Source organism: Mesorhizobium sp. B2-3-13 (assembly GCF_006442195.1).
Lineage (GTDB): Bacteria > Pseudomonadota > Alphaproteobacteria > Rhizobiales > Rhizobiaceae > Mesorhizobium > Mesorhizobium salmacidum.
Map to the genome: position 1 here is coordinate 28916 of NZ_VFVQ01000019.1, position 11711 is coordinate 40626.

The 11711-nt window shown below is 62.4% G+C and carries 13 protein-coding genes; 11 read left to right on the top strand and 2 right to left on the bottom strand.

The window, feature by feature from the left end; translation table 11 throughout:
- Positions 1-27: 27 nt before the first annotated feature.
- The 9 genes from FJ941_RS21510 (at position 28) to FJ941_RS21550 (ending at position 8186) form a co-directional block, all read left to right on the top strand.
- Positions 28-831, top strand: a complete 804-nt coding sequence (locus FJ941_RS21510; protein ID WP_140508733.1) for a ScpA family protein — start codon at positions 28-30, stop codon at positions 829-831.
- On the top strand, positions 828-1583 hold the full coding sequence (gene scpB / locus FJ941_RS21515) for an SMC-Scp complex subunit ScpB (protein ID WP_140508735.1): 756 nt from the start codon (positions 828-830) through the stop codon (positions 1581-1583). Before FJ941_RS21510 ends, scpB begins: the two co-directional genes overlap by 4 nt.
- Before the next feature lie 179 nt (positions 1584-1762).
- Complete coding sequence (locus FJ941_RS21520; RefSeq protein ID WP_015317533.1) at positions 1763-1984, top strand: twin-arginine translocase TatA/TatE family subunit; 222 nt, start codon at positions 1763-1765, stop codon at positions 1982-1984.
- Positions 1985-2014: 30 nt separating this feature from the next.
- On the top strand, positions 2015-2791 hold the full coding sequence (gene tatB / locus FJ941_RS21525) for a Sec-independent protein translocase protein TatB (RefSeq protein WP_140508737.1): 777 nt from the start codon (positions 2015-2017) through the stop codon (positions 2789-2791).
- A complete protein-coding gene (gene tatC / locus FJ941_RS21530) occupies positions 2788-3663 on the top strand; it encodes a twin-arginine translocase subunit TatC (protein ID WP_140508738.1) in 876 nt (291 codons plus the stop codon). The genes tatB and tatC overlap by 4 nt, the downstream gene beginning before the upstream one ends.
- Before the next feature lie 105 nt (positions 3664-3768).
- Positions 3769-5073, top strand: coding sequence for a serine--tRNA ligase (gene serS, locus FJ941_RS21535; protein ID WP_140508740.1), 1305 nt, complete (start codon positions 3769-3771; stop codon positions 5071-5073).
- Positions 5073-5831 (top strand): 5'/3'-nucleotidase SurE, encoded by a 759-nt coding sequence (surE, locus tag FJ941_RS21540; RefSeq protein WP_140508741.1) that lies wholly within the window; start codon positions 5073-5075, stop codon positions 5829-5831. The genes serS and surE overlap by 1 nt, the downstream gene beginning before the upstream one ends.
- A complete protein-coding gene (locus tag FJ941_RS21545) occupies positions 5828-6487 on the top strand; it encodes a protein-L-isoaspartate(D-aspartate) O-methyltransferase (RefSeq protein WP_140508743.1) in 660 nt (219 codons plus the stop codon). The genes surE and FJ941_RS21545 overlap by 4 nt, the downstream gene beginning before the upstream one ends.
- A gap of 166 nt (positions 6488-6653) precedes the next feature.
- On the top strand, positions 6654-8186 hold the full coding sequence (locus FJ941_RS21550; RefSeq protein WP_140508745.1) for a peptidoglycan DD-metalloendopeptidase family protein: 1533 nt from the start codon (positions 6654-6656) through the stop codon (positions 8184-8186).
- Positions 8187-8297: 111 nt separating this feature from the next.
- Here FJ941_RS21550 and FJ941_RS21555 read toward each other — a convergent pair whose 3' ends face one another.
- On the bottom strand, positions 8298-9188 hold the full coding sequence (locus tag FJ941_RS21555; RefSeq protein ID WP_140508747.1) for an NAD-dependent epimerase/dehydratase family protein: 891 nt from the start codon (positions 9186-9188) through the stop codon (positions 8298-8300).
- A gap of 112 nt (positions 9189-9300) precedes the next feature.
- Between FJ941_RS21555 and FJ941_RS21560 the strand changes: the two genes are divergently transcribed.
- Positions 9301-10122, top strand: a complete 822-nt coding sequence (locus tag FJ941_RS21560; protein WP_140508748.1) for an AraC family transcriptional regulator — start codon at positions 9301-9303, stop codon at positions 10120-10122.
- A 39-nt stretch (positions 10123-10161) separates the two neighbouring features.
- Here FJ941_RS21560 and FJ941_RS21565 read toward each other — a convergent pair whose 3' ends face one another.
- The gene (locus tag FJ941_RS21565) at positions 10162-11037 is read right to left on the bottom strand and encodes an ATP-binding protein (protein ID WP_140508750.1); all 876 of its coding nucleotides are present in this window, start codon (positions 11035-11037) and stop codon (positions 10162-10164) included.
- A gap of 289 nt (positions 11038-11326) precedes the next feature.
- Here FJ941_RS21565 and yajC point away from each other — a divergent pair, with 289 nt between their 5' ends.
- Complete coding sequence (yajC, locus tag FJ941_RS21570) at positions 11327-11668, top strand: preprotein translocase subunit YajC (RefSeq protein ID WP_010909882.1); 342 nt, start codon at positions 11327-11329, stop codon at positions 11666-11668.
- Positions 11669-11711: the final 43 nt, after the last annotated feature.

An 11711-nucleotide genomic window follows, 5' to 3' on the forward strand; every position in this document is an offset into this window, starting at 1 on the left:
GAAAGCAAGGCCGCGAAGGCTGCACCGATGGACCGTCTGTGGGCCGAGAACGATGAGTCACGGTTGACGGGCGACCCGGCGCTGGTCGTCGACGTGGCCGGCTTCGAAGGCCCGCTGGATCTTCTCTTGCATCTTGCCCGCACCCAGAAGGTCGACCTGGCGCGCATTTCGATCCTGGCGCTGGTCGAGCAATATTTGACCTTTGTCGAGACAGCGAGGGCGCTGCGGCTCGAACTTGCCGCCGATTATCTGGTGATGGCGGCGTGGCTGGCGTTTCTCAAATCGAAGCTCCTGATCCCCAAGCAGCCGGGCGAAGAAGGCGAAAGCGGCGAGGAACTGGCGGCGGTGCTGCAATTCCGGTTGAAGCGGCTCGAAGCTATGCGCGACGCGTCGGCGCGGCTGGTCAACCGCAACCGGCTCGGCCGCGACGTGTTCGCGCGCGGCATGCCGGAAATGGTCATCATCGAGAAGCGCAACACTTATTCGGCTTCGCTCTACGATCTCTTGACCGCCTATGCCCAGCAGCGGCAGAAGCAGGCGATCACCAATGTGACGATCGCCAGGCGCGGTGTCTGGTCACTCAAGGATGCTCGCGACATCCTGACCCGGCTGATCGGCTCGTTGCGCGACTGGACGACGCTCGACAGCTTCCTCATCCAATATCTGACCAGCCCGCAAGAGCGGCGCACCGCGATCGCCAGTTCGTTCGCGGCCACACTGGAACTGGTGCGCGAGCGCAAGATGGATATGCGGCAGGACGAGGTGTTCGCACCGATCTATCTGCGCGACCACCGCGCACAGACAATCAAGGCAGTCGAGGTGGCATCATGAGCGAACGCGCCAACGCTTCGGTCATTCCTTTCAAGATGGACGATGAGCCGGAAGTGGGTGAGATCGACCAGGCTTCGGTACAGAATCCGGCCGAGCGGCTGCATATGGCGGAAGCCGTGCGCATGGCCGAGGCGATCGTGTTCGCCAGCGCCGAGCCCGTCAGCGATAAGCAGCTCGCCGCACGGCTTCCCGATGGCATCAACGTCGCCCTCGCCATGACAGAGCTGCAGCAGATCTACGCCCGGCGCGGCGTCAATCTGGTGCGGGTCGGCGACGCCTGGGCGTTCCGCACCGCCGGCGACCTGGCCTTCCTGATGAGCCGCGATACGGTGCAGCAGCGAAAACTGTCGCGGGCGGCGCTCGAGGTGCTGGCGATCATTGCCTATCACCAGCCGGTGACGCGCGCCGAGATCGAGGACATCAGAGGCGTCGAGACCTCGAAGGGGACGCTGGATACGCTGCTCGAGACGGAATGGGTGCGCATGCGCGGCCGGCGCAAAACGCCCGGCCGTCCCGTCACCTATGGCACCACCGAAACCTTCCTCGACCATTTCGCGCTCGAGGAGATCCGCGATCTTCCGGGTATGGAGGAACTGAAGGGCGCTGGTCTGCTCTCAGGCCGCATGCCATCGAACTTCTCCATACCGCAGCCGCCCGCCGATCCCGACGTGCTGACGGAAGACGAGGATCCGTTGACCGACATCGATCTCGAGGAGCTCGGTCTGCTGACGCCGCGCGTCACGGAAGATTGACCACGAGCGCCTATCAAAAGCCGCTTTACGCCTTTACATGCGCCGTTTGGTAGCGGGCCGCTTCGCTGAAAATGCGTGACATCCGACACCCTTTCATAAACTCTGTCGCGGTTGTGTTTGAATCCCAACGCGAAAACGCATAGATCATCGCCAGGGAAACCATTCGAGAGAGATTTGCTATGGGTTCATTTTCGATTTGGCACTGGATGATCGTGCTGGTCATCGTGCTTCTGGTGTTCGGCCGCGGCAAGATCCCCGAGCTGATGGGCGACATGGCCAAGGGCATCAAGAGCTTCAAGAAGGGCATGGCCGACGACGACGTCGCCGACGACAAGCGCACCGTCGAACACCGTGCCGATGAGACCGTTTCGGCCGCGAAGGAAAAGGCCAGCAAGAGCTGAGCCAAAGAGTTCTAGTCGGAACAGATTGCCATGTTTGAAGTCGGCTGGACCGAAATGCTGGTGATCGCGATCGTCATGATCGTGGTCGTCGGGCCAAAGGATTTGCCCAACATGCTGCGCACCTTTGGCCGCACGGCGGCGAAGCTGCGCGCCATGGCGGGCGACTTCCAGAAGCAGTTCAACGAGGCGTTGAAGGAAGCCGAGCTCGACGACGTCAAGAAGTCGGTCGACGAGCTCAGGGGCCTGAGCCCGGTTGCCGAGATCAAGAAGCAGCTTAATCCGTTCGAGCAGGCTGCGGCCGATGTGCGCGCCGGCGTCGACGCCGTGATGAAGCCGAAACCAGCGGCCGATCCGTCGGCCCCCGCCGCTTCGACGCCACAGGCGGCCGAGCCGTTGAAGAACGGTGCAACGACCATGCCTGGCGTCAACGGGCCTGAAGCCACGACACCAGCCCCGATTTTGCCGGCGATGACCGATGAATCGGTGGTGGCGGTATCCACGGAATCTGCCGTTGCGCCGAAGGCAGCTAAGAAAACCGCGAAGACGGCACCGGCTGCGAAGGCGCCGTCCAAGGCCTCGACGTCCGCGAAGGCCGTGACGGCAAAAGCCGCACCCGCGCCGACGGCAAAAGCCGTACCCCCGCCCAAGGCGCCGACGAAGGCCACGACAGCGGCAACGCCTGCAGCCGCGGCCGTGACGAAGCCTGCCGCCAAGTCGACCGCCGCCAAGGCTGGGACGAAAGCCGAACCGAAGCCTGCTCCGGCGAAGAAGCAGGCGACCAAAAAGACGGCTGGAGCCGCCAAGTGAGCGTTTCGGACAAGGAAAAGGACGAGATCGAAAAATCGTCGGCGCCGCTGATGGAGCACCTGATCGAGTTGCGCAGGCGGTTGATCTGGTCGCTCGGTGGCTTCTTCGTAGCCTTCCTGGTCTGCTTCTTTTTCGCCAAGAGGCTGTTCAACATTTTGGTCGTCCCCTTCAAATGGGCGACGAAATGGGCGGGGCTCGACCCGCACAAGGTCGAGTTGATCTACACCGCGCCGCAAGAGTTTTTCTTCACCCAGGTCAAGCTCGCCATGTTCGGCGGCATGGTCATCGCCTTTCCGTTGATCGCCACGCAGATCTACAAATTCATCGCGCCCGGCCTCTACAAGAACGAGCGCAATGCCTTCCTGCCGTTCCTGATCGCATCGCCCATCCTGTTCCTGATGGGCGCCTCGCTGGTCTATTTCTTCTTCACGCCGATGGTGATGTGGTTCTTCCTCGCCATGCAGCAGGTCGGCACGGACGACCAGGTACAGATTTCCCTGCTGCCGAAAGTGTCGGAATATCTCAGCCTCATCATGACGCTGATCTTCTCCTTCGGCCTGGTGTTCCAGCTGCCGGTGGTGACCAGCTTGATGACGCGTGTCGGCATGCTGTCGTCCAAAGCGCTGGCGGAAAAGCGCAAATGGGCGATCGTCATCGCCTTCATCGTGGCCGCGGTGCTGACACCTCCAGATCCGATGAGCCAGATCGGTCTGGCCATTCCGACCATCCTTCTCTACGAGGTCTCCATCTGGGCCGCGCGATGGATCGAGCGGGATCAGGAAAAACAGCGGCTTGCCCGCGAGAAGCAGGAAGCCGGCCAGACCGTGGCGGACAAGGCGCCGGACGAGCCGCCAGCGCCAGCTGCTTCGTAGGACAACAGGGGCTGCGACAGCAGCGGAAAACAGCAATCAGCCCATCTTGCATCGATCAAGGATGCGGTTTACGCCCCTCAAGCCTAGTTTGAGGACGGATAGACCATGCTTGACATAAAATGGATTCGCGACAACCCGAAGGCCCTTGTCGAGGCGCTGGTCAAGCGCTCGTGGTCGCCCGAGGAGGCGCAGTCCACGGTCGACGAGCTAATCGCCAAGGACGAGGCGCGGCGGGAGCACGTCACTGAACTGCAGACCAAGCAGGAGCGCCGCAACGCCGCCTCGAAGGAGATCGGCAACGCCATGCGTTCGGGCGATGCCGCACTCGCTGAAAAACTCAAGGCCGAAGTCGGCGAGATCAAGACCTTCATCCAGAACGGCGAGGCGCGCGAGCGCGAGCTCGACAAGGCGCTGAACGACGCGCTGGCGGTGCTGCCCAATGTGCCGTTCGACGATGTGCCGGTCGGCAAGGACGAGCATGACAATGTCGTCAGGCATGTCGTTGGCAAGGCGCCGACGCGGCCCAACTGGGTGAAGGAGCATTTCGAGATCGGCGAAGCGCTCGGCATGATGGATTTCGAGCGCGCGGCAAAGCTGTCGGGCTCGCGCTTCACCGTGCTCAAGAGCGGCCTGGCGCGGATGGAACGCGCGATCGGCCAATTCATGCTCGACCTGCACACGACCGAGCACGGCTATGAGGAGATCATCCCGCCGCTGATGGTGAAGGACGACGTTCTGTTCGGCACCAACCAGTTGCCAAAATTCGAGGAGGATCTGTTCTTCACGCCGCACGGGGAGGGCAGGCTTGGCCTGATCCCAACCGCCGAAGTGCCGCTCACCAACCTCGTGCGCGAGGAGATCACCGCGCATGAGAAACTGCCGCTGCGCTACACCGCGCTTACGCCCTGCTTCCGTTCGGAGGCAGGCTCGGCCGGCCGCGACACGCGGGGCATGCTGCGTCAGCATCAGTTCTACAAGGTCGAGCTGGTGTCGATCACCGACCAGGAATCCTCGCTGGCCGAGCACGAGCGGATGACGCAATGCGCCGAGGAGGTCTTGAAGCGGCTCGGCCTGCCGTTCCGCACCATGGTGCTGTGCACCGGCGACATGGGCTTTGGCGCGCGCAAGACCTATGACATCGAGGTCTGGCTGCCCGGCCAGAACGCCTATCGCGAAATCTCGTCCTGTTCGGTCTGCGGCGATTTCCAGGCGCGCCGCATGGACGCCCGCTACAAGGACAAGGACGGCAAGGGCAACCGCTTCGTCCATACGCTCAACGGTTCGGGCACCGCTGTCGGCCGCGCGCTTATTGCTGTCATCGAAAACTACCAGAATGAGGATGGCAGCGTAACCATTCCTGAAGTGCTGCGGCCTTACATGGGCGGTCTGGAAAAGATCGAATCGAAATAATGCGCATTCTTCTGACCAACGACGACGGCATTCATGCCGAGGGCCTGGCGTCGCTCGAGCGCGTCGCCCGCACACTGTCCGACGATGTCTGGGTGGTGGCGCCGGAGCAGGACCAGTCGGGTTATGCCCATTCGCTGTCGATCTCGGAGCCGCTGCGGTTGCGAAAAATCGGCGAGAAGCATTTTGCCGTGCGCGGCACGCCGACCGATTGCGTCATCATGGGCGTCAGAAAGATCCTGCCCGATGCCCCCGACCTGATCCTGTCCGGCATCAATTCGGGCGCCAACATCGCCGATGATGTGACCTATTCGGGCACCGTCGCCGGTGCCATGGAAGGCGCGCTGCTCGGCATCAGGTCGATCGCTCTCAGCCAGGGCTACAGCTATGTCGGCGAGGACCGTGTCGTCCCTTACGAGACGACCGAAGCGCTGGCGCCGGCGCTGCTGAAGAAGCTCGTCGCGGCGCCGCTGCCCGATGGCGTCCTGCTCAACGTCAATTTCCCCAACTGCCTTCCCGAGGAGGTGGCCGGCACTGTGGTCACCACGCAGGGCAAGCTGGTGCACAGCCTGTGGGTCGACGAGCGCCGCGACGGCCGTGGCCTGCCTTATTACTGGCTGCGCTTCGGCCGCGAGCCGGTCGAAGGCAAGCAGGGAACCGATCTCTTTGCCCTGCGCAACCGGCTGGTGTCGGTGACGCCGTTGCAGCTTGACCTTACCGCGCATGAGACCCGTGACCAATTGAGCAAGGCGCTTGCATGAACCAAGGCTTTCCAATCGACGATCGCGAAGGATTTGCCGCTTTCTTGCTGCGCCTGCGCGGCAGGGGAACGGTGCCGAAGGCGCTGGTCGCGGCTTTCGAGGCGACACCGCGGCGCGGCTTCCTGGCGGCGCAGTTCCACCCGATCGCCTGGTCGGATCGCATGCTGCCGATCGAATGCGGCGAAGCGATCGAAGGGGCTGACATGCAGGCGGCGGTGATCGCCGCACTCGCCATCGAAGCGGGAAACCGCGTGCTCGAAATCGGCACCGGCTCAGGTTACACGGCGGCTGTCATGTCGCGGCTGGCGGCGCGCGTCGTGACCGTCGATCGCTACAAAACGCTGGTCGAGCAAGCCCGGCAGCGATTCGAGGCGCTCGGCATCGGCAATGCCATCGTGCGCCAGGCCGACGGTTCCAACGGATTGCCCAATGAGGGGCCGTTTGACCGCATCGTGGCCTGGGCGGCGTTCGACAGCCTGCCGCGTTTCCTGCTCGACCAGTTGTCGAGCGGCGGCATCGTCATCGCGCCGATCGGGCCGGAGGAGGGCGAGCAGGTGCTGGCCAAGCTCACCAAGGTCGGCAGCCGTTTCGAACGCGAGGATATCGGCATGGTGCGGCTGCAACCAATTCTGCGCAGCCTGGCAGCGGTTATCTAGTTTCAGGCCGGCTGCCAGATCCCTTTCGGGCCCGGCTATCGGCATCGCTGACCATCCTCAAATGTTTTAAGAAAATTTTCGTCGGATTCTAATGGGTTAACCGGCCAGTAACATTAACGCGCTTTAATCCTGTCCAGTTGGTGCAGCGTTTGTGCGGGTTAGTGCGATGCAACTCAGTGTTTTGAAGGCAAATAGTCGCAATCTGGCGCGGGGCTGCGCTGTTCTGATGATTGCGGGCGCGGCGGCCGGGTGCAGTTCCCAGGCTTCGCGGTTCAACAGTGTCGATGACGTCTTCACCTCCTCGACAAACAATCAGCGCGCCATCATCAACAAGCAGGATGCGGTGCAGCCCTATCCGGGCGATGTCTCGGCAGCTCCGCTCGACGGCAGCCATACGCAGTCGGTCAGTCGCTCCAGTCTCGAACCGGTTTCCAGCCGGCCATTGCCGCCGCCGGCTTCCGCGCAGGCGCAGCCGGCTCCAGCGCTCGCGCCCGCCGCCAATCCGGTGCGCGTCGCATCGGCGCCGGCCCTGGTTCGGCCCGCTCCTCATGTCGACAGGACGACGACCGGTGCTGTCGCGCCGGCCGCCAAGCCTTTCAAGAATGCCCAGCCCGACGAGCCGAGGATGGCCCAGGCAGGCACACCGCACGCGACAGAAATCGTCGTCAGGGACGGCGAGACCATTTCCGGCCTGGCTGCGCATTACAAGGTGCCGGCCGATGTCATCATGAAGGTGAACGGCCTGAGCCCAACCAAGGGGCTGAAGACCGGCCAGAAGATCGTCATCCCGGCCTATGGCTATTCAAGCAAGGGCGAGCCGAAGGTTGTCGACGCAAAGCCGGCGAAAGACGGCAAGCACGATCTGCCGGCCACCGCGCCGGACAAGGTCGCCGTGCTGCCGCAGCAGCCTAAGCTCAAGGAGGGTAAGTCCGCGGCTCAGGTCGACGCGTCGGCCGCCGCGAGCCAGCCCAAGGAGCCCAAGCCGGCGCAGCCGGCCAAGGCAACCGGCTCCGCGGGCACCTATACGGTCCAGTCGGGAGACACGATGTCCTCGATTGCCAGGAAGACCGGCGTCGGCGTCGTCGCGCTGAAGCAGGCCAATGGCATGAAGGATGGCTTGCTCAAAATCGGCCAGACCCTGAAGGTGCCGGCGGGCGGAACAGCGACAGTAGCCAGCGCCAAGCCGGCCAAGGTCGATCCGGTGACCACGGCAACCACGCAAGCTCCGGCAAAGACCACGCCGTCGGAAACGCTGGCATCCTACACGCCGCCGAAGAAGGACGCGAAGGTCATCCAGCAGGCCGAGGACGACGACGCGGTGGCGCCGGGTGCCACTGGGATCGGCAAGATGCGCTGGCCGGTTCGCGGCCGGGTGATTTCCGGTTTCGGATCCGGCAAGGACGGCGTCGACATCGCCGTGCCGGCAGGAACGCCGGTCAAGGCGGCCGAGAACGGCGTCGTCATCTATGCCGGCGACGGGCTGAAGGAATTCGGCAACACGGTGCTGGTGCGTCACGAGAATGGTCTGGTCACCGTCTATGGGCATGCCAGCTCGATCGAGGTGCAGCGCGGCCAGAAGGTCAAGCGCGGTCAGGAAATCGCACTCTCGGGTATGAGCGGCACGACGGATTCGCCGAAGCTGCACTTCGAAGTGCGCAAGAACTCGGCTCCGGTCGATCCGTCAGGCTATCTCGAATAGAATAAAAAAGCGATTTGCGGGCCGTCTGACCTCCAGTCCGGCCCGCCGGCTCAGGCCCGCCCCGAAAGGAGCGGGCTTTTTCAGTTTTGTCGGATGCCTTCTTCTCAAGGCTCAAAGATGATCGCGTAGCGTGTCGGCGATCATAACCTCAAGGCTGCTGGCCTTGATACCGAGAAGCATCTCGGCGTCGGAAGAATCGACCAGCAAGGGGTTCTCGAAAAGATAGCTCATCTCGATGAGTTCATGCATGCCCGATGCCTCCATCTCGGCAGTGGAATAGGATCGGATTTCTGAAACCTCTCGTCGAAGCATCGCAGCGGTTTTCTGGATGAGCTGCCTGGGTGAGGCGTATTGCGAGGGGACGTGAAACGCGCGCCCCCATTCGCCCGCGTAACGGGAGGCCGCGACAAGCGTCCTGGCGACGTCCTTGGTGAAGGTCCACGCATGCGTCGCATCGAGGTCTCCAATGAAAGCGGTGGGCTTTCCCTCGATGATGGAGGGCAGAGCGACCAGCGAGAAGTAGCTGATGGCGCCATGCCCGAGATAGTCGCTCGACCGCACTTCGATCGCCGGTACGTCGGCACGGACCGCCCGCTGCCACATGATTGTCCTCGCGGTTCCTTTCTTTGAAGTCGGGTCCAGAGGAAGGTCGGAGCGAAGCGGGCTGTCGGCATTTTCCCCATAGCCATACAGGTTTCCCAGCACGATGAGCTTCGCGCCGACCGCTTCCGCCGCGCGCACGGTGCCGTCGATGATGGGGAAAAAATCGGTCGGCCACCTGTGATAGGCGGCCATGGCGCACATGAAGATGGCATCGGCGCCTTGGCAGACACGCGCGAGTTCCGACGCATCGGTGGCGTCGGCCTGCACGACCCGTACATTCCGCAATGCGTTCGAACCGACACTCCGGCTGGTGAGGACGACATCATCTCTTTCCTCGCCAAGAAGGCGAGCGGTTTCGCGACCGACCGGGCCGGCTCCGACAACAACATAAAAACTCATGGCATAACCTCTCGTCCAAGTTTGAAGGAGAGGCGTGAGTACAGGTCCAAGGCATTGAAAATCGCGCGGGAATTGCCAAATCTTGAACAGGTTTTGCTATGAATCGAGAGACATGCGTTCGCAATACGCTCCGGCCCAAGTCGCGTCCGACGTAACAATAGCCTCCCGGCATATCGAAGCCGGCGTCCACCGCCTGTCCCGGGCGCCACACCATCGCATCATGGTGCATGCCAGCGCTGCGACGCGCTCCTACTGCAATCAGGTCGGACGATATTTCGTCAGGCGCGCCGGCGATATTGATCTGGTGCCGGCCGGTCAGGAGGGCGGCTTCGAGGCCGAAACCTCGTTCGACACGATCGAGATCGCGTTGCAGCCAGCCTTGATGGAAAGGGTGGCGGCGGAGCTTGGCGGCAAGGCGCAGGCATTGCGGCTCGACACGCGTCACCTGCTTCGTGACCAGCGCATCGAACATCTCGCTCGAGCGCTCGAGAGTGAGCTGAACGCAAATTCGCCGAGCGATCCTTTGTTTGCCGACAGTATTGGCGCCGCACTGGCGGTGCGGCTGCTTGGCCTCGGTGAACCTGATATCGATCGAACGAACCGATTGTCGAATGCCCAGCTCCAGCGCGTGCTGGAACACATCGAGGCGGCTCTCCACGAGCCGCTTTCGATCCATCAACTAAGCCGTGTTGCCGGCGCGAGCAGCTCGCATTTGCGGATATGGTTCAAGGTGGCGACGGGCGTCACCCTGCACCGCTATGTGTTGCGACGTCGCGTCGAACGCGCACGTGTTCTGCTGCAGCGAGGCGATCTCAGCACAAGCGAAGTGGCTGAAATGACGGGCTTCGCGCACCAGTCACATCTGGCGCACTGGATGCGCCGCGAGATCGGCCAAACGCCGCGCGACCTGCGACGGGCGCAGCCGCCCAAATGACATTGGCGTTTGATCGCGTTGGCGACGCGATCAAACGCCTCAATCCTTCAATGGCTTGCCAAGCCGGCCGGCCAGGTCCTGCGTGAACTGCCAGGCGACGCGGCCGGAGCGGCTGCCGCGCGTCGTTGCCCATTCCAGCGCCTCTGCCCGTAGCTGCTCGGGGTCGATGTCGAGGCCGTGGTGGCTGGCATAGCCATTGATCATGTCGAGATATTCGTCCTGCGAACATTTGTGGAAGCCGAGCCACAGGCCGAAACGATCGGACAGCGAGACCTTTTCCTCGACCGCTTCGGACGGGTTGATGGCAGTCGAGCGCTCATTGTCGATCATGTCGCGCGGCAACAGGTGGCGGCGGTTCGAGGTGGCGTAGAAGATGACGTTGGCCGGGCGGCCCTCGACGCCGCCTTCGAGCGCTGCCTTCAGCGACTTGTAGGACGTGTCGTCATGATCGAAGGAGAGGTCGTCGCAAAACAGGATGACACGGAAGGGAGCCGTCTTCAGCAGGCTCATCAGCTTGGGCAGCGTATCGATATCCTCGCGGTGGATTTCGATCAGCTTCAGCGGCAGGCCGGAGTGGGTCTTGGCATTGATTTGCGCATGCACGGCCTTGACCAGCGACGATTTGCCCATGCCGCGCGCGCCCCACAACAGGACGTTGTTGGCAGCGAAGCCTGCGGCGAAGCGCTCGGTATTGTCGACGAGGATGTCGCGGACGCGGTCGACGCCGCGGATCAGGCCAATGTCGACGCGGTTTACCTTGCCCACCGGCTCCAGATAACCGGGATCGGCCTGCCAGACGAAGCAATCGGCTACGTTGAGGTCGGTTTCAGGCACGGGCGGCGGAGCGAGGCGGCTGACGGCCTCGATCAGGCGGTCCAGTTTCTGGTTCAGGGCGTCGATGCTGGTATCGGTCATATCAGGTCTTTTGCTTTGGTTCTTGCGATGGCAGGCGGACCCGGTTCGATTCCGGCGGTTTCGAAACCGGTTGCAACCATTTGTTCGAACGTGATCTTTTCCGAAAACCGGGTGTCGGTTTTCGTGATCCTGCTCTAACACGGCTAAACAGGCCGGAAAAGCAGCGGATTTGCCCGGCCGCGCAGTTGCATTGGCAACTTTACCGACTATATTCCGGCCAAATTTCGCGGGGCCGCCAAATCTCGCTTAACTGTTTGGCGGCTGCTTTTCAAAATTCAGGAGTACCTCGATGTTCGTGACACCGGCATACGCCCAAGGCATCGGCGGCGCCTCTCCCGATATGTTCATCAGCATTTTGCCGTTTGTCCTGATTTTCGTGATCATGTATTTTCTGATCATCCGCCCGCAGCGCACGCAGCTGAAGAAGCGCGGCGAGATGCTGGCGGCGGTTCGTCGCGGCGACACCGTCGTCACCGGCGGCGGTTTCGTCGGCAAGGTGACGAAGGTGATCGACGACAACGAGCTCGAGATCGATCTTGGCGGCGGCACCAAGGTGACGGCACTGCGCTCGACGATCGCCGACGTGCGCGTCAAGGGCGAACCGGTCGCTAACCAGAACGCCAAGAAATAACCAAATTCCAGGCGGAGCGATCCGCGGACACGCTCTGACGGAC